This window comes from Streptococcus mitis (genome assembly GCF_965111725.1).
GTDB classification, from domain to species: Bacteria; Bacillota; Bacilli; order Lactobacillales; family Streptococcaceae; genus Streptococcus; species Streptococcus mitis_DV.
In genome coordinates this window covers 1,670,982-1,688,414 of the sequence record NZ_OZ217341.1, presented here as the reverse complement: position 1 = coordinate 1,688,414, position 17,433 = coordinate 1,670,982, and the positions used below count along the sequence as shown (strand labels likewise).

At 38.9% G+C, this 17,433-nt stretch carries 20 protein-coding genes; 13 read left to right on the top strand and 7 right to left on the bottom strand.

Annotated features, from left to right (window positions below; translation table 11 throughout):
- Positions 1 to 8 precede the first annotated feature (8 nt).
- The 4 genes from grpE to dnaJ all read left to right on the top strand — a co-directional run bounded on the left by grpE (position 9) and on the right by dnaJ (position 4,591).
- On the top strand, positions 9 to 533 hold the full coding sequence (gene grpE / locus ACLV7Q_RS08165; protein WP_176139356.1) for a nucleotide exchange factor GrpE: 525 nt from the start codon (positions 9 to 11) through the stop codon (positions 531 to 533).
- 370 nt (positions 534 to 903) lie between these two features.
- Entirely contained in the window at positions 904 to 2,727 is a 1,824-nt protein-coding gene (dnaK, locus tag ACLV7Q_RS08160; RefSeq protein WP_000034661.1) for a molecular chaperone DnaK, read from the top strand.
- On the top strand, positions 2,727 to 3,182 hold the full coding sequence (locus ACLV7Q_RS08155) for a hypothetical protein (protein ID WP_050242236.1): 456 nt from the start codon (positions 2,727 to 2,729) through the stop codon (positions 3,180 to 3,182). Before dnaK ends, ACLV7Q_RS08155 begins: the two co-directional genes overlap by 1 nt.
- Positions 3,183 to 3,451: 269 nt before the next feature.
- On the top strand, positions 3,452 to 4,591 hold the full coding sequence (dnaJ, locus tag ACLV7Q_RS08150; protein ID WP_112444466.1) for a molecular chaperone DnaJ: 1,140 nt from the start codon (positions 3,452 to 3,454) through the stop codon (positions 4,589 to 4,591).
- A 396-nt stretch (positions 4,592 to 4,987) separates the two neighbouring features.
- On the opposite strand, the gene ACLV7Q_RS08145 is transcribed toward dnaJ, so the two are convergent.
- Positions 4,988 to 5,275 (bottom strand): hypothetical protein, encoded by a 288-nt coding sequence (locus tag ACLV7Q_RS08145; RefSeq protein WP_049487998.1) that lies wholly within the window; start codon positions 5,273 to 5,275, stop codon positions 4,988 to 4,990.
- Between the two features lie 9 nt (positions 5,276 to 5,284).
- A complete protein-coding gene (locus ACLV7Q_RS08140; RefSeq protein ID WP_218757141.1) occupies positions 5,285 to 5,695 on the bottom strand; it encodes an HIT family protein in 411 nt (136 codons plus the stop codon).
- A gap of 67 nt (positions 5,696 to 5,762) precedes the next feature.
- Here ACLV7Q_RS08140 and ACLV7Q_RS08135 point away from each other — a divergent pair, with 67 nt between their 5' ends.
- Together ACLV7Q_RS08135 and ACLV7Q_RS08130 are read left to right on the top strand one after the other, a co-directional pair.
- Complete coding sequence (locus ACLV7Q_RS08135; protein WP_023940790.1) at positions 5,763 to 6,494, top strand: ABC transporter ATP-binding protein; 732 nt, start codon at positions 5,763 to 5,765, stop codon at positions 6,492 to 6,494.
- Positions 6,491 to 7,540, top strand: a complete 1,050-nt coding sequence (locus ACLV7Q_RS08130; protein ID WP_218757140.1) for an ABC transporter permease — start codon at positions 6,491 to 6,493, stop codon at positions 7,538 to 7,540. Before ACLV7Q_RS08135 ends, ACLV7Q_RS08130 begins: the two co-directional genes overlap by 4 nt.
- Before the next feature lie 61 nt (positions 7,541 to 7,601).
- Here ACLV7Q_RS08130 and ACLV7Q_RS08125 read toward each other — a convergent pair whose 3' ends face one another.
- Complete coding sequence (locus ACLV7Q_RS08125) at positions 7,602 to 7,925, bottom strand: helicase BlpT (RefSeq protein WP_218757139.1); 324 nt, start codon at positions 7,923 to 7,925, stop codon at positions 7,602 to 7,604.
- 28 nt (positions 7,926 to 7,953) lie between these two features.
- Complete coding sequence (locus ACLV7Q_RS08120; RefSeq protein WP_001130045.1) at positions 7,954 to 8,205, bottom strand: hypothetical protein; 252 nt, start codon at positions 8,203 to 8,205, stop codon at positions 7,954 to 7,956.
- A gap of 358 nt (positions 8,206 to 8,563) precedes the next feature.
- Between ACLV7Q_RS08120 and ACLV7Q_RS08115 the strand changes: the two genes are divergently transcribed.
- Genes ACLV7Q_RS08115 through ACLV7Q_RS08105 form a run of 3 tightly spaced genes read left to right on the top strand, consistent with a single transcriptional unit; the run spans position 8,564 to position 10,998 of the window.
- Positions 8,564 to 8,902, top strand: a complete 339-nt coding sequence (locus ACLV7Q_RS08115) for a LytTR family DNA-binding domain-containing protein (RefSeq protein WP_218757138.1) — start codon at positions 8,564 to 8,566, stop codon at positions 8,900 to 8,902.
- A gap of 4 nt (positions 8,903 to 8,906) precedes the next feature.
- Entirely contained in the window at positions 8,907 to 9,644 is a 738-nt protein-coding gene (locus ACLV7Q_RS08110) for a response regulator transcription factor (protein ID WP_218757137.1), read from the top strand.
- Positions 9,645 to 9,657: 13 nt separating this feature from the next.
- Positions 9,658 to 10,998 (top strand): sensor histidine kinase, encoded by a 1,341-nt coding sequence (locus ACLV7Q_RS08105; RefSeq protein ID WP_218757136.1) that lies wholly within the window; start codon positions 9,658 to 9,660, stop codon positions 10,996 to 10,998.
- Positions 10,999 to 11,039: 41 nt separating this feature from the next.
- Here the strand turns inward: ACLV7Q_RS08105 and blpC are convergent, their stop codons facing one another.
- From blpC to blpA, 3 genes are read right to left on the bottom strand one after another with little or no spacing between them, the layout of a single operon-like run.
- Positions 11,040 to 11,195, bottom strand: a complete 156-nt coding sequence (gene blpC / locus ACLV7Q_RS08100) for a quorum-sensing system pheromone BlpC (protein ID WP_218757135.1) — start codon at positions 11,193 to 11,195, stop codon at positions 11,040 to 11,042.
- Between the two features lie 56 nt (positions 11,196 to 11,251).
- A complete protein-coding gene (locus ACLV7Q_RS08095; protein WP_411866006.1) occupies positions 11,252 to 12,613 on the bottom strand; it encodes a bacteriocin secretion accessory protein in 1,362 nt (453 codons plus the stop codon).
- A 10-nt stretch (positions 12,614 to 12,623) separates the two neighbouring features.
- Positions 12,624 to 14,777: a peptide cleavage/export ABC transporter BlpA gene (gene blpA, locus ACLV7Q_RS08090; RefSeq protein ID WP_411866005.1), complete on the bottom strand. Its 2,154-nt coding sequence runs from the start codon at positions 14,775 to 14,777 to the stop codon at positions 12,624 to 12,626.
- A gap of 280 nt (positions 14,778 to 15,057) precedes the next feature.
- Here blpA and ACLV7Q_RS08085 point away from each other — a divergent pair, with 280 nt between their 5' ends.
- The 4 genes from ACLV7Q_RS08085 (at position 15,058) to ACLV7Q_RS08070 (ending at position 17,427) form a co-directional block, all read left to right on the top strand.
- Positions 15,058 to 15,294, top strand: a complete 237-nt coding sequence (locus ACLV7Q_RS08085) for a Blp family class II bacteriocin (RefSeq protein WP_033684811.1) — start codon at positions 15,058 to 15,060, stop codon at positions 15,292 to 15,294.
- A 19-nt stretch (positions 15,295 to 15,313) separates the two neighbouring features.
- Positions 15,314 to 15,718, top strand: coding sequence for an immunity protein (locus tag ACLV7Q_RS08080; protein WP_218757008.1), 405 nt, complete (start codon positions 15,314 to 15,316; stop codon positions 15,716 to 15,718).
- A gap of 165 nt (positions 15,719 to 15,883) precedes the next feature.
- A complete protein-coding gene (locus ACLV7Q_RS08075) occupies positions 15,884 to 16,921 on the top strand; it encodes a thioredoxin domain-containing protein (RefSeq protein WP_218757007.1) in 1,038 nt (345 codons plus the stop codon).
- 257 nt (positions 16,922 to 17,178) lie between these two features.
- Positions 17,179 to 17,427: a Blp family class II bacteriocin gene (locus ACLV7Q_RS08070; RefSeq protein WP_218757006.1), complete on the top strand. Its 249-nt coding sequence runs from the start codon at positions 17,179 to 17,181 to the stop codon at positions 17,425 to 17,427.
- Positions 17,428 to 17,433 lie beyond the last annotated feature (6 nt).

The window sequence follows — 17,433 nt, the reverse complement described above, 5'->3', positions numbered from 1 at the left end:
AGGCGAAAATGGTCCAAGATATAAAAAATGAAGAAGTAGAAGAAGTTCAAGAAGAGGAAGTTGTGGAAACAACTGAAGAAACGACTCCTGAGAAGTCTGAGTTGGACTTGGCAAATGAACGTGCAGATGAGTTCGAAAATAAATACCTTCGCGCTCATGCAGAAATGCAAAATATCCAACGCCGTGCCAATGAAGAGCGTCAAAACTTGCAACATTATCGTAGCCAGGACTTGGCAAAAGCGATTCTCCCTTCTTTGGATAACCTTGAGCGTGCACTCGCGGTTGAAGGATTGACAGACGATGTCAAAAAAGGATTGGAGATGGTGCAAGAAAGCTTGATTCACGCTTTGAAAGAAGAAGGAATCGAAGAAATCGCAGCTGACGGTGAATTTGACCATAACTACCATATGGCCATCCAAACTCTCCCAGCAGACGATGAACATCCAGCAGATACCATCGCCCAAGTTTTCCAAAAAGGCTACAAACTCCATGACCGCATCCTACGCCCAGCCATGGTAGTGGTGTACAACTAGGCAATTCTGACGGTAGCTAAAGCAACTCGTCAGAAAACGGCAATCGCTATGGCGTTTACCTAGTCTCCTTACTAACTCGTCGTCGAAATAAAATCGATTTCGATTTCTCGTGTCGCAATTTACATAATAGAAAACTTGTCCGAAACGACAATAAACTATGAAGAAAGATAAAAAAGTAGTTCAGCTTTGCAATAGTGAGCGAAGCGAACCAAAGACGATACTCTTCGCCGTGGCGCTATCTGCGCAAACTTTGAGACCTTAGGCTCAAAGTTTAGTCAAAGAGATTGACGAAGTCAAGCTCTGACGGCGTCGCCACTTAAGAAGAGTATCTAAAAGAAAAATAGAATATAAAATTTAAGGAGAAAAACACATGTCTAAAATTATCGGTATTGACTTAGGTACAACAAACTCAGCAGTTGCAGTTCTTGAAGGAACTGAAAGCAAAATCATCGCAAACCCAGAAGGAAACCGTACAACTCCATCTGTAGTATCATTCAAAAACGGCGAAATCATCGTTGGTGACGCTGCGAAACGTCAAGCAGTCACAAACCCAGATACAGTTATCTCTATCAAATCTAAGATGGGAACTTCTGAAAAAGTTTCTGCAAACGGAAAAGAATACACTCCACAAGAAATCTCAGCTATGATTCTTCAATACTTGAAAGGCTACGCTGAAGACTACCTTGGTGAAAAAGTAACGAAAGCAGTTATCACAGTTCCAGCTTACTTCAACGATGCTCAACGTCAAGCAACAAAAGACGCTGGTAAAATCGCTGGTCTTGAAGTAGAACGTATTGTCAACGAACCAACTGCAGCAGCCCTTGCTTACGGTTTGGACAAGACTGATAAAGAAGAAAAAATCTTGGTATTCGACCTTGGTGGTGGTACATTCGACGTATCTATCCTTGAATTGGGTGACGGTGTCTTTGATGTATTGTCAACTGCAGGGGACAACAAACTTGGTGGTGACGACTTCGACCAAAAAATCATCGACCACTTGGTAGCAGAATTCAAGAAAGAAAACGGTATTGACTTGTCTACTGACAAGATGGCAATGCAACGTTTGAAAGATGCTGCTGAAAAAGCGAAGAAAGACCTTTCTGGTGTGACTTCAACTCAAATCAGCTTGCCATTTATCACTGCAGGTGAAGCTGGACCTCTTCACTTGGAAATGACTTTGACTCGTGCGAAATTTGACGATTTGACTCGTGACCTTGTTGAACGTACAAAAGTTCCAGTTCGTCAAGCCCTTTCAGATGCAGGTTTGAGCTTGTCAGAAATCGACGAAGTGATCCTTGTTGGTGGTTCAACTCGTATCCCAGCCGTTGTCGAAGCTGTTAAGGCTGAAACTGGTAAAGAACCAAACAAATCAGTAAACCCTGACGAAGTAGTTGCTATGGGTGCTGCGATTCAAGGTGGTGTGATTACTGGTGATGTTAAAGACGTTGTCCTTCTTGACGTAACACCATTGTCACTTGGTATCGAAACAATGGGTGGAGTCTTCACAAAACTCATCGACCGCAATACAACAATCCCAACATCTAAATCACAAGTCTTCTCAACTGCGGCAGACAACCAACCAGCCGTTGATATCCACGTTCTTCAAGGTGAACGCCCAATGGCAGCAGATAACAAGACTCTTGGACGCTTCCAATTGACAGACATTCCAGCTGCACCTCGTGGAATTCCTCAAATCGAAGTAACATTTGACATCGACAAGAACGGTATCGTGTCTGTTAAGGCCAAAGACCTTGGAACTCAAAAAGAACAAACAATTGTTATCCAATCTAACTCAGGTTTGACTGATGAAGAAATTGACCGCATGATGAAAGATGCAGAAGCTAATGCTGAAGCAGATAAGAAACGTAAAGAAGAAGTTGACCTTCGTAACGAAGTTGACCAAGCGATCTTTGCGACTGAAAAGACAATCAAGGAAACTGAAGGCAAAGGCTTCGACGCAGAACGTGATGCTGCCCAAGCTGCCCTTGATGACCTTAAGAAAGCTCAAGAAGACAACAACTTGGACGATATGAAAGCAAAACTTGAAGCATTGAACGAAAAAGCTCAAGGACTTGCTGTTAAACTCTACGAACAAGCTGCAGCAGCCCAACAAGCTCAAGCAGGAGCAGAAGGCGCACAAGCAACAGGAAACGCAGGCGATGACGTCGTAGACGGAGAGTTTACGGAAAAGTAATGAGTAGTAATATTAATCTTTTTGAAGTAGTTGATTCTAAGGAACAGTACGAAAAATTCACTGCTTTGGCACGTGAAAGCTATACTGAGTTACAGAGTCAGATAAAAAATAAATTCCAATCTGGTCAAAAAGAAGAACTATTAGAATACAAAGTAAATATTTTAGCAGAGCATGCGAATAAGGAAAATGATATAAGTATTATTAGTAATTTGATTTTTGGTATTTTTCTACCAGCAATTGTAACGTATGTGACAGCGCTTATTCTTAATAATTTTGATAAAGATATTAGTTCTAACTCATTTCTTATCTCTCTAATTCAAATGATTTTATCAACTTTTGTTATTTTTTCAGCTATCTTTAATCTAAATAGATATAACAAGACTCTTATGAAGAGGAGAGCTAATATTTCTTTGAAAAGAGCTATAGTGTTTTTAGAAAATTATGAAGTTGATTAATAGCTTAAAGAAATCCAGAGGTTGCAACCCAGCCTCTGTTTTTCGGTAAAAAGGAACGACACTAATATTTTGATTCGTTTCGCAATACTAACAGAAAGGAACAAGGGTGTTCGTAACTGAACACGGGTTCCCAAATTTCTTACTAAATATAAAAGAAAGGAAATGAACCCGACCTAAATTCTCGGAAAAAAGATAAATCTGCCTAGGAGCATCGCTCCATCGTCAGATTTCCTATTTTTCAGTCGAATTTTACGGTCTTGGTATCTTGTATGAACAATACTGAATTTTATGATCGTCTGGGGGTGTCAAAAAACGCTTCGGCAGACGAGATCAAAAAGGCTTATCGTAAGCTTTCGAAAAAATATCACCCAGATATCAATAAGGAGCCTGGTGCTGAGGAAAAATACAAGGAAGTTCAGGAAGCCTATGAGACTTTGAGTGACGACCAAAAACGGGCTGCCTATGACCAATATGGTGCGGCTGGTGCCAATGGTGGCTTTGGAGGCTTCGGTGGTGGAGCTGGCGGTTTCAATGGGGCAGGTGGTTTCGGTGGCTTTGAGGACATCTTCTCAAGTTTCTTCGGCGGAGGCGGTGCTTCACGCAATCCAAATGCTCCTCGTCAAGGGGATGATCTCCAGTATCGTGTGAACTTGACCTTTGAAGAAGCTATTTTTGGAGCTGAAAAAGAAGTCAAATATAACCGTGAAGCTAGCTGTAGTACATGTAACGGTTCTGGTGCTAAGCCAGGAACAAGTCCAGTCACTTGTGGACGCTGTCATGGCGCTGGTGTCATTAACGTCGATACGCAGACTCCGCTTGGTATGATGCGTCGCCAAGTAACCTGTGATGTCTGTCATGGGCGCGGAAAAGAAATCAAAGATCCATGTACAACCTGTCATGGAACAGGTCATGAAAAACAAGCTCATAGTGTACATGTGAAAATCCCTGCTGGTGTGGAAACCGGTCAACAAATTCGCCTAGCTGGTCAAGGTGAAGCTGGATTTAACGGTGGACCTTATGGTGACTTGTATGTAGTGGTTTCTGTGGAAGCCAGCGACAAATTTGAACGTGAAGGAACCACTATCTTCTACAATCTCAACCTCAACTTTGTCCAAGCAGCTCTTGGTGACACAGTAGATATCCCGACTGTTCACGGCGATGTTGAATTGGTTATCCCAGAGGGAACTCAGACTGGTAAGAAATTCCGTCTACGTGGCAAGGGAGCTCCGAGCCTTCGTGGTGGTGCAGTTGGTGACCAATATGTTACCGTTAATGTCGTAACACCGACAGGTTTGAACGAACGCCAAAAAGCTGCTCTTAAAGAATTCGCAGCTGCTGGTGATTTAAAAGTCAATCCAAAGAAAAAAGGCTTCTTTGACCATATTAAAGATGCCTTTGAAGGAGAATAAAAGTAAAGAGAGCCGTTGGGCTCTTTTTATTTATAGATTTTTTAAGACTTTCCTTAAGTAATGACGGACGGTAGCGACCTTCTTCGAAGTTCCATACCTAAACTTTGAGTCTAGGTATCAAAGTTTCCGAACACCTGAAACCAAGCTGTTTCAGGTGTTTTCATTACGGTGGACAGTCTGGGGAAGTATTCGATTTATACTCAATGAAAATCAAAGAGCAAACTAGGAAACTAGCCGCAGGCTGTACTTGAGTACGGCAAGGCGACGTTGACACGGTTTGAATTTGATTTTCGAAGAGTATTAGTTGTGAAATGGTGAATGAGTTTTCTAAATTATGATGTATAGTTGATGGGATATAACTTGTTTACCTTTTAAAAAAGAGCCGTCGGGCTCTTTTTACTTATCTTCAGTTTCCTGTGTTTCTTTAATCACAGCTAGTCTAGTTTGGATATCTTTTTCCAAGACCTTAAACTTGTAAGTCAGGTCTTCTTGGTATTCCTTGATAAGTTCTTTTTGCTGGTCAATGATTTGCAGGCTGTTTTGGATAATATCCACATCGTCTTTGATAGCTTGAACGCGGTCAGTGGTATTCAAGACTTCATCTGTGATGGTTTGGCGATTTTTTGTAACCAGATAACTTCCGGCTGCAGCTCCTGCAAATAGCAGTAGATTGGATAATTTCATGGCAACTCCTTAGGCATTTTTGATGGTTTCAGCGACTTGAGCGAGTTTGTCAAAGTCTGGTTCGTGGGCGATAAAATCAATCTTGAGGTCATCATCGTCACTGTAGCGAGGTACAAGGTGAACATGGGTGTGAAAAACTGTTTGACCAGCGACTTCTTCACAGTTGGCAATGATATTCATACCAGCAGCCTTAGTAGCTTTCATGACTTTTTGAGCTACTTTTGGTACTTGGGCAAAGAGTTGGCTGGCGCTAGTAGCGTCCATTTCCAAAAGATTGCGATAGTGTTCCTTTGGCACGACCAAGGTGTGTCCTGGTGTCACTTGAGAGATATCAAGAAAGGCAAGAACCTGCTCATCTTCGTATACTTTTGAAGCAGGAATTTCCCCTGCGATGATTTTACAAAAAATGCAATCTGACATAAAATCTACCTCTACTGTATTGAATTTTGATATAATATAGCTACATTATACCAGATTTGGAGAAAATATGTTAGAAATTAAAAACCTGACAGGTGGCTATGTCCATGTTCCTGTCTTGAAAGATGTATCCTTTACCGTTGAAAGTGGGCAGTTGGTTGGTTTGATTGGTCTCAATGGTGCTGGGAAATCTACGACAATCAATGAGATTATCGGTTTGTTGACACCTTATAGTGGCTCCATCAATATCAATGGTCTGACCCTGCAAGAAGACGCGACTAGCTACCGCAAGCAAATTGGCTACATTCCTGAGACACCTAGCTTGTATGAGGAATTGACTCTCAGAGAGCATATCGAAACGGTTGCTATGGCTTATGGTATTGAGCAGAAAGTGGCTTTTGATCGAGTAGAACCTTTGTTAAAAATGTTCCGTCTGGACCAGAAATTAGACTGGTTTCCAGTTCATTTTTCAAAAGGGATGAAGCAGAAAGTCATGATTATCTGTGCTTTTGTGGTGGATCCGAGTCTCTTTATCGTGGATGAGCCTTTCCTTGGTCTCGATCCGCTGGCTATTGCAGACTTGATTCAGCTTTTGGAAGTGGAAAAGCAAAAGGGCAAGTCCATTCTCATGAGTACCCACGTGCTGGATTCAGCGGAAAAGATGTGTGATGCCTTTGTCATTCTTCACAAAGGGGAAGTGCGTGCTAAGGGAAATCTCCTGCAACTGCGCGAAGCCTTTAACATGCCTGAGGCTAGTTTGAATGATATTTACTTGGCTCTGACCAAAGAGGAGGAGCTATGAAAGACTTGTTTTTAAAGAGAAAGCAGGCTTTTCGTAAGGAGTGTCTTGGTTATCTGCGCTATGTTCTCAATGACCACTTTGTCTTGTTTCTGCTTGTTCTGCTGGGCTTTCTAGCCTACCAGTACAGTCAACTTTTACAGCATTTTCCTGAAAACCATTGGCCTATCCTTTTGTTTGTAGGAATTACCTCTGTTTTACTGTTGCTTTGGGGAGGAATTGCCACCTATATGGAGGCTCCAGACAAGCTCTTTCTCTTAGTCGGAGAAGAGGAAATCAAACTCCATCTCAAGCGTCAAACTGGCATTTCCCTAGTCTTTTGGCTCTTTGTCCAGACCCTTTTCTTGCTTTTATTTGCGCCCTTATTTTTAGCCATGGGTTATGGCTTGCCTGTTTTTCTGGTCTATGTACTTTTAGTGGGGGTAGGTAAATATTTCCTCTTTCGTCAAAAGGCCAGCAAATTTTTCACTGAAACTGGACTGGACTGGGACTATGTTATTTCTCAAGAAAGCAAGCGCAAGCAAGTCTTGCTTCGTTTCTTTGCCCTCTTTACGCAGGTAAAGGGAATTTCAAACAGCGTCAAGCGTCGTGCTTATCTGGACTTTATCCTAAAGGTTGTTCAGAAGGTGCCTGGGAAGATTTGGCAAAATCTTTATCTGCGTTCTTATTTGCGAAATGGAGCCCTCTTTGCTCTCAGCCTTCGCCTGCTCTTGCTTTCCGTACTGGCGCAGGTTTTTATCGAGCAAGCTTGGATTGCGACAGCAGTGGTGGTTCTCTTTAACTACCTCTTGCTCTTCCAGTTGCTGGCCCTCTATCACGCCTTTGACTACCAGTATTTGACCCAACTCTTTCCACTGGACAAGGGGCAAAAGGAAAAAGGTTTACAGGCTGTAGTTCGAGGATTGACTAGTTTTGTTTTACTTGTGGAATTAGTTGTTGGGTTGATTACCTTCCAAGAAAAACTAGCCCTTCTAGCCTTGCTGGGTGCAGGTTTGGTTTTACTAGTCTTGTACTTACCTTATCAAGTAAAACGTCAGATGCTGGATTAATCTTGCCTATATGACACTAAAAAAGAAGTTGAGTTCAGTTTGTCTCAGCTTCTTTTATTTTCTACAAGATAATGGTTGGTCCGTAGAGACTTAACTTGGTCTTGACTTGGTCAAAGTGGAAGCGGTCATAGGCCCGCCAAGCGGCGCGAGTTGGAGCATCTGGATTGAGAGCGCTGAGTCCCATGAGAAGACTGGAAGTCTGGTAAAATTTTTCCAATTCAATCAAGACTCGATTATCCACTGTTTCAGCCTTGGCTAGAAAACCAAGAATAGAGTTTAATTGCTCCTGAAAGCGGACGTCGTCAGCGGTTGCCTGTTTGCATGCTTGATAGGCTTTGTTTAAGTCAGTAATCAGTGCCTGAGCAGTTTTAATTGGGTCTGTCATTTACGTGACCTCCTATATAATTTATGTTTTAAGGTAAGGGATTGTGTAAATCTCCTAGTGAGGCACCTATATTATTAGCAACATTGCCAACTATGTTGCCCCAATCAATGATACATTTACCATTATCAAGATTAGCTTTATTATATGAATATCCATTTCTACATAGTACATTATCGCTAATCATATGAAACGGAGAATACCATCCATATGGAATACTACCGCCATTTATATGAGAAAGTTCGATTGATGTTAATTGTTTTGTTTTATTTGACTTGGCCATAATTTTCTCCTTGTTATATTTACGTCAATTGCAATAGAGTATATTTATAGGGTGTTAATCATGGTGGATGTGAATAAATCATATGCACCCCTCCTTTTTTGATGATTTTTAAAGTTGTTGCAAACATAGTCTTTCTATAATCATAGTCTATCACTTTTATCTCCTTTTTCACCATCAAATCTTTAATTGTCCTTGAAATTTCCTGAATGGTACGGTTAAGATTTTATGATAAAATAGTTGTAAGCTCATCATGATGTTGTAGAAAAATAGTCCTTTTAGGAGTTTTTAAAGACTGTTTAGGATTGGGTGTGCTTGTGCTAAGCTTTTTCTGTTATTCTTTTCTTAGGAGGAGAATCTAATGAAACATATGATTATTCAGACACAGAAAACAGTCTATAAAGTAAACGTCGACGATATCTACTATATCCAAGCACATCCAACTAAAGCCCATACCGTACAGATTGTTACAGAAGAAGCTAGTTTTAATATGGTTCAAAATTTAAGTGATCTTGAGAACCAATATGGGGAAACCTTGATGAGATGTCATCGAAATTGTTTGGTCAATCTTGATAAAGTAAAATCGATTGATTTTCAAGAAAGAATCCTTTTTCTTGGAGAAGAAGGTCAATACGCTGTCAAGTATGCCAGACGTCGCTATAGAGAAATTCGTCAAAAATGGTTGAAAGAAGGAGAGTAAGAAGATGAGAATATTTGTTTTAGAAGATGATTTTTCCCAACAAGCTAGAATTGAAACGACGATTGAGAAACTCTTGAAGGACCATCATATCACTCCCAGCTCTTTTGAGGTCTTTGGCAAACCAGACCAACTGCTGGCAGAGGTGCATGAGAAGGGGGCCCATCAGCTATTCTTTTTGGACATTGAGATTAGAAATGAGGAGATGAAGGGTCTGGAAGTGGCTAGAAAGATTCGGGATCGGGATCCTTATGCCCTCATCGTCTTTGTGACGACTCACTCAGAGTTTATGCCCCTGTCTTTTCGCTACCAAGTGTCTGCTTTGGACTACATTGATAAGGCCTTGTCAGCAGAGGAGTTTGAATCTCGGATCGAGACAGCCCTCCTCTATGCCAATGGTCAAGACAGTAAAAGTCTGGCGGAAGATTGCTTTTACTTTAAATCAAAATTTGCCCAATTCCAGTATCCTTTTAAAGAGGTTTATTATCTTGAAACATCGCCCAGAGCCCATCGTGTTATTCTCTATACCAAGACAGACAGACTGGAATTTACAGCGAGTTTAGAGGAGATTCTCAAGCAGGAGCCTCGTCTCCTGCAGTGTCATCGCTCTTTTCTCATCAATCCAGCCAATGTGATACATTTGGATAAGAAAGAAAAACTGCTTTTCTTTCCCAATGGTGGAAGTTGTCTAATCGCCCGTTATAAGGTCAGGGAAGTGTCTGAGGCCATCAATAAATTACACTGAGCTAGGAGAGTTTATGAACATTGCTTGGATATTGTTGTATTCACTTGTTATTAATGGACTAGAAATTGTCATTTTCTTTAAGGTAGATGGAATTGGTCTCACTTTTGAGAGGATTTTCAAAGCTTTTCTTCTGAAATTTCTTCTAGGGATCATTTTTACGACTTTTCAATTTTTGGCTGTAAGTAAATATTTGTCCTATTTTATAGAACCTTTGTTCGGTATAGGTCTATCTTTCTTATTGTTAAGAGGGCTTCCTAAAAAAATCCTTATTTTTTATGGTCTCTTCCCAATGATATTAGTAGAGCTCTTTTACAGAGGTGTTTCCTATTTTGTGCTTCCATTTTTGGGGCAAGGAATTGTAGATGGGGATGGCAATCCTATCTTTTTATTGATTATGATATTCGTTTGCTTCATAGTTTTAGTCTTTTTGAAATGGTTAGACTATGATTTCACTAGATTGAGAAGGGAGATTCTAGATAAAGATTTTCAAAAGTCTCTTACTAAGATTAACTGGGTAATGGGGTCTTATTATCTAGTGATGCAAAGTCTATCTTACCTTGAATATGAACAAGGTATTCAATCAAAGACTGTTCGCCATCTCATCCTAGTGTTTTACCTCCTCTTTTTTATGGGGGTTATCAAGAAATTAGATACCTATTTGAAGGAAAAACTTCAGGGAAAACTAAACCGAGAGCAGGCCTTGCGCTACAGAGATATGGAACGCTATAGTCGGCATATAGAGGAACTTTACAAGGAAGTACGGAGTTTTCGCCATGACTACACCAACCTTTTGACCAGTTTACGTCTGGGTATTGAAGAGGAGGATATGGAGCAGATAAAAGAGGTCTACGACTCCGTCTTAAAGGATTCCAGTCAGAAATTGCAGGACAATAAATATGACCTGGGCCGATTGGTGAATATTCGGGACCGTGCCCTCAAAAGTCTTCTAGCAGGGAAATTTCTAAAAGCCAGAGATAAGAACATTGTCTTTAATGTCGAAGTTCCTGAGGAGATTCAGGTCGAGGGGATGAGCCTACTTGATTTTCTAACCATTGTGTCTATCCTTTGTGACAATGCTATTGAAGCTAGTGTAGAGGCCAGTCAACCTCATGTTTCAATTGCCTTTTTAAAAAATGGAGAACAGGAGACCTTTATCATTGAAAACTCCATCAAAGAAGAGAGCATCGATATTTCGGAGATTTTTTCTTTTGGAGCAAGTTCTAAAGGGGAGCAGAGAGGAGTTGGTCTCTATACCGTTATGAAAATTGTGGAAAGTCATCCCAATACCAATCTAAATACTACCTGCCAAAATCAAGTCTTTCGTCAGGTGTTTACTATAATACATACAGAATGATAAAAAATAAGACCGAGAGTTCTTGTTACTCGGTCTTATTTTTATAGCTGAACAGGTAGTTCAAGTGCTTTTGTGATTTTAAATTTACTTAAAATTGTTTCATGTAAGAGCTCTTCCCACCATCCTCCACCTGTAATTTGGTTGAGTTCGGTAGTTGTTAGTTCTTGAAATGAAGTTAGGTTTTGTTTCTTATCCATGTTATGATTCTCCTTTTTGATAAGATAATAAATAGTTATAGAGTGTTATCTGAAAATTAATCAGAATGGGTTAAAATTTTATCTTTGAAATAATCAAAATATGTTTTCTTTGCAGTTACACTAGTGACGCGACCTTGTAAGCCGTATTGGATGACCTTACTGTCTTCGTTAGATAGTTTGGCAAGAGCGGTTAATTTAAAGAGATTACCTTGCTCTGTTCTGGTAGGAGTTTGATCAATTGTTTGAAGTTGACCGATGATGGTAATGCCGTGATTTCCAATCTTCTCCAGTTTTAATCTTACAGTTTGTCCTTTATCTAGTAGAGGTAGATAGTCAGAAGATACGTAGTAAGTGATTAGTACTTCTCTTGTATCTGTGATGACAGGGAATATTTGAGCAATTTCTGTACCAGTTGGAATTCTATTTTTACCTTCAAATTCACTGTTTAAGTGAATGATACCTTTACTTGGGGTGGTTAAGGTATTGTTTTCTAAGCGCTGCGTTGCTTGATCTAGTTGTACTTTTAATTCTGTTAATTGATTCTCCACGGTTAGTTGTTGCTGTGAGGCTGTTTGTAAAAATTGAGTACGGAGTACTTCAATTTTGGTTGCTAAACTATTGTCATAAGTTGCTACACTTCCGATACCAGCTTGTTGAATTTTGAGGCTTGCGATAGATGATTCAAGACCTGCAACGCTTTGATTAATTTGAGATAAAAATGGCTCCTCTGCAGTTCCTTGTGTTTGTCCTTGTGAGGCTACAAGATAACGATTCAAAATTGACTGGTGTGGATTGCCAGTTGGTAAGCGAGCCCTTTTATTTATGATAGCATCTCTCAGCTCCTGGTATTCTCCAATTTGTTGTTGAACTTTTGTGATTTCTTGTTCGATGGCTGATGAACTGCTATTGGCAAGATTGGCTTGATTTGAAACCTCAGTGTTAGTCTTTGTGATACCCAGTTCAATATCATGGGATTGTTTAGTAAAATTCCTAAAGGTATTATGGTAGCCAAACTCATCCTCGCCAGAAAAAAGATCAGTCGCTGTTTCTAAGCTTTGTTTCAAAATTCCAAGTCCTTCTTTTTGCTTCTCAAGTCTTTGTAATTGAATTTCTAAGGCAGTTTTCTGACTTTCTTCCATTGTTTCAGAGTATTTGATAAGTAAGTCACCTTTTTCAACTACTTGATTTGCCACTAAATGATTAGCAAGGATAGGATTATCACTGGTTGACTGAATGGATGCAATGACACTTGTAGGGGTGATTTCTCCTTGGGAAGTGACAGTAATTTCTTTTGTGGCAACGAGGGAGAAAATCAAGATGAAAGTAAACAGTAATGAAAGAGGTATGATTAATACTGTCGCATAGTTATGGTAACGTCTCTGATAAAACTCGACGCTTCTAAAAAGATTAGGATTCATGACATTCTCCTTATTTATTGAATAGATGATGGTAGAAGCCTTGCGCCTGCATTAACTCTTGATGACTACCAACTTCAATGATTTTCCCCTGGTCAAGAACAATGACACGGTTGGTTCGTTCGGCTATACTGAGACGATGGGCTACAAAGAGAATGGTTTTATCAGTGAGGGACATAAGATTATCTATAACTTTTTTCTCAGTCAAGACATCAAGACCGCTAGTAGCTTCATCTAGTATTAAAACAGGAGATTTAGTTAAAAGAGCACGAGCGAGGGCTATTCGTTGCTTTTGTCCTCCTGATAGACCAGCTCCATCAGAGAGCTGAGTTTGATAGCCCATAGGCATTCTTTCAATGTCTTGACGGATTTCAGCTAATTCACAAGCTCTTAGAATATCTTCTTGGCTAATCATATGATTACCTCCCAAAGTTAAGTTTTCCAAAATAGAGCCATTAAAGATATAGGCTTGTTGAGGTAGGTAATTAATATGACGGCGCAAGACTTTTTTATCAATGTTTTTAATATCCTGATGATTGATGGAAATATGTCCTTTGTAGGGTTCAAAGAAATTGACAATCATTTTGGCTAAAGTTGTTTTACCAGAACCACTGACTCCAACTAGACTAACCTTATCTCCTTGTTTAATCGTGAGATTAATATCTGTTAAGGTATCTCGTCCAAAACCATACTTATAAGAAAGGTCATCAAATTCAATATCGCCCATCAAAAAATGTGAATGAACAGGGTTTTCTTGAACTTTAAATTCAGATTCGACTAGATAGACCTCGTTCAAGCGGTTATTAGCGACCTTCGCAGATTGGAGTTTGGTTTGGAGGTTGATAATATTTTCCATAGGAGTTGTAAAGTAAGAAAGAAGTGTGTTAAAGGTAATCAGCTGACCGATAGAAATTTTACTCGACATGACTAATTGAGCGCCAAACCATAGGATAAGGATATTCAGAACTAATTTTGTTCCCTGCTTTAAACTCGTTTGTAAAATAGAATATTTACTGAGCTTAAAGGATTTTTCCAAATAATCTACAAATTCGCTGTCTATATTTTGATAGCGATTTTCTTCACTCGTGAGCGACTTTATAGTTTCAATCCCGTTGATATCTTCGATAATGGCAGAGCTAACCATAGAATTACTTTGCATGACATCATGGTTCATTTTTTCGAAAGGCTTCATAAAAGAAAAGATGATGAACATGTATATAGGAATAGAAATAAGAGAAAGAAGGAAGAGATTAGGGTTTTGTGCTAGTAAGACGCCCCCTACAAGAATCAGAATGGAAACATCCAGAAAAAGAGAAAGAATGGTAGAAGCCAAGGCATCTATAATAGAGTTAGCATCTGTGAACCGTGAAATGATTTCTCCTGTACGACGTGTCGCAAAGAAAGACATAGGAAGTTCAAAAATATGGCGAATATAGGATAAAATCACATCAATACTTAATCTCTGACTCAGAACAGTTAGGAGATAATCTCTGGAGAAGCCCATGACTTGTTGGAGGATATAGGTAATAACCAGACCAACTGAGATGATTCCTAAAGTTGATTTCATCTGATTTGGGATGTATTCATCCAAGATTCCTTGGAGATAATAAGAACCACCGATATTGATAATCGTGACCAATAAGCTTGAGAGAACAATGTAAGCAATGAGAGATTTTTGTTTGAAAATCAGAGGAAGGAAGTTTAGTAGACCATTCTTTTTATCTTTATGGGGTTGATAGCTGGGTTTGGGAGCTAGAAAAATAGCTACTCCAGTCCATTCAGAGAAAAAGCGTTCTTTTGACATTTTGGTGATTTTTACAGAAGGGTCAGGATCACCAATAACCAGATAGTCTTTCTTTGTTTGATAGACAACATAGTAATGTTGGAGTTTTCCTTCTTTGTTAACGTGAACGATAAATGGATAGGGGACATCACTCATGTCAAATAGCGTTTTATCTGCTTGAACAGGTCTTGTTTCAAAGCCCATTTCATCAGCGGCTTTTACAATGCCAAGAGCAGTCGTTCCTTCTTTATTGGTCTTTGCAAGTTCTCTCAAGTGAGCTAGAGAAAAATCTGAACCATAGAATTTAGCAATCGAGGCTAAGGCAGCAACACCGCAGTCTCTAGCATCTATTTGAGGAACAAATGTACGTTTATAAGAAGTCATTGGCAATTCCTTTCATATAGTAGATAGGTATATTATGCCATAAAAATAAGTTCATATTTTATAAAATCTTGAATAGTCATTGAAATTTCCTGAATGGTAAAAAAGTGATTAGAAACTGTCTTTTTTAAAAAATTTAGAGGTGATTTGAAATAAAAAGCTAATTCAAGGCGTTTCGATGACAATTCAAGATTTAGATAAGAAAATTTTAAAAACAGTGCTATACTTAAACTGTCAAGGTTGCAACAGGACAAAAATTAAAAATAAAAAAGGAGTATTTGTCATGGATACAAAAATGATGTCACAATTTTCTGTTATGGATAATGAAATGCTTGCTTGCGTTGAAGGTGGAGATATTGATTGGGGAAGAACAATTGCTTGTGGAGCAGGGATTGCGTATGGCGCACTTGATGGGTATGCAACAACTTATGGTTCGACATTTCTATTGGGACCATATGCTATAGGAACAGGAGCAATTGGTGCTGTGCTAGGTGGGATTGGTGGTGCACTTACCTGTTAGCATAGGAAAGGAGATAGTAATGAAAAAACTATTTGCAACAAAACACAATGTTTTCTTAGTGAGGTTGTTGTTCGGACAGATACCTTTGGTTGTTTCTACTTATCTATTTCTATCTCGTCAGTTTTTAAATTTTTCCGTAGTTTTCCAATTTCTTTTAGTAGTTATTAACTTGGCTTCTATTTTGGCTACTGTTTATCTCACTAGGGAAATGAGAGTAAGAGAGTTTGAAGATGATGATTTGGTTAGTCCTAGAACCAATCAACTTATGTTCATCGGCTTGACAGGCTTTATGTCTATTATTTGTTTGTATAGAGGTATCACAGCAGGAGAATCCTACCAACAAATAATCGCTTATATTGGCGCTGTTCTCTGCTTAATCATCATGCTTCTGCTTATTTGGGGCTTGAAGTATTATAAAAAGTAGAGCTTAATGAAGTATAAAAGAAAAGGGTAAGTGTTTTCGCAATACTTACCCTTTTATAATGAAGTTTTTGCAATTCAAGATGTTTCGATGACCATTTAAGATTTATATGAATTTGTAATCTTAAATAAGGTAAGTTAAAGATAACAAATGTAAAGGAGTATTCTTATGAAGAATCAAAAGATAAAATCGCTATTACTTGTACCACTTGTATTTGCATCTATTACTACGGGTGTTGTATATGCAGAAGAACATCCTACTACTTCATCTATCCAGGCGAATGATAGTTCTCTTGTGGCACCAGATTTGCCATCGGCTAAGGAAAAGGTGGAGCATAAACCTTCTGTTGTAACTCCAGAAGAATATGAGAAGAATGTTACGGACTTTAAAAAGATAGATATTGAAGCCGTTCGTCAATCTTTTACAGAGGATCAATTGGAACATACTATTTATTTTGGTAGAAAAACTTGCTCTCATTGTCGTCAATTTTCTCCTGAATTGAAAGAATTTAATAACTTGATTGAAAAGAAGTTAGAGTATTATGATTTGGACGGTAAAGATTTTGACGGGGAAGCGAGAGAGTTTCTATTTAAAAAAGTCGGTATTCCAGGAACACCAACAATTTTGTATTTAAAAAATGGACATCCGATATCTGGATGGGTTGGTGGCGGAGCAACTGCACAACAGGTGTATGATTATATGTACTTGAGAAACTCACCTAAGCAAACGGAGACAGTGAAATCTTCTGAGGAAACAGTAACTGAAAGTGTCCGTGATGAGAATACTAGAAGTGACAGCATGAATATTAGTGATAAAGTTGTAAGTGACAGCAAAGGTATGAGTGATGAAAAAAGAACCGAAATGAAAATATCTAATGCTAATCCCAATTCTAATAGTGAAAATAGTGGGAAAGTGGAGAGTACAAACTCAACTTCTGAAGCTAAAACTACTCAATCTGACAATTTAGCAATGTTAGACAATAAGAATCAATTGGAAACTCTCAAACCTATTTTTGATGCTGCTCAAGAAAATAAAACTCCTTCAACTGATGTTAAGGATGCTGATTATGTAAGCGAATCTATTACTTCGAATGAAAAATTATTACCGAAAACAGGCGAGGAAGAAAGTTACCAACTGATTTGGCTAGCTGTCGCGTTTTTTATGACTTCTATAATGATTAAAGTGAAACAAAAAATTCATAAATAAAAATAGATGGTAAACAGGTGAAATGGTACTATTTGTTTGTAATAACATATGGCTAGAATTTGCCTATAGACAAGAGTGAAAGGGCAAGTATGTTTTTAATGCTTGCTTTTTAAATTTTTTAACAATTCAAGACGTTTCGATGACAATTCAAGATTTGGATGAAAAAAATTAATAAACGATGATATACTAAACTTGTCAAAGTTGCAACAAGACAAAAATTAAAATTAAAATTAAAAATAAAAAAGGAGGTATTCCTCATGGAAACAAAAACAACGACTCAATTTGATGTTTTGGATACTGAAATGCTGGCTAGCATTGAGGGAGGAACTGATTGGGGAACAGTAGGAAAAGGAGCTATCTATGGAGCAGGTATCGGAGTTGCTATGTGTGGGGTAGGAGGACTCCTTACTGGTGGTTCCACATGGGCTATGACTGCTGGCTGTGCTTGGGCTGGAGCTAAAATTGGTGGTTCTATTACTGCAATTGCTGATAATCTTTGGCCATAGAAGGGA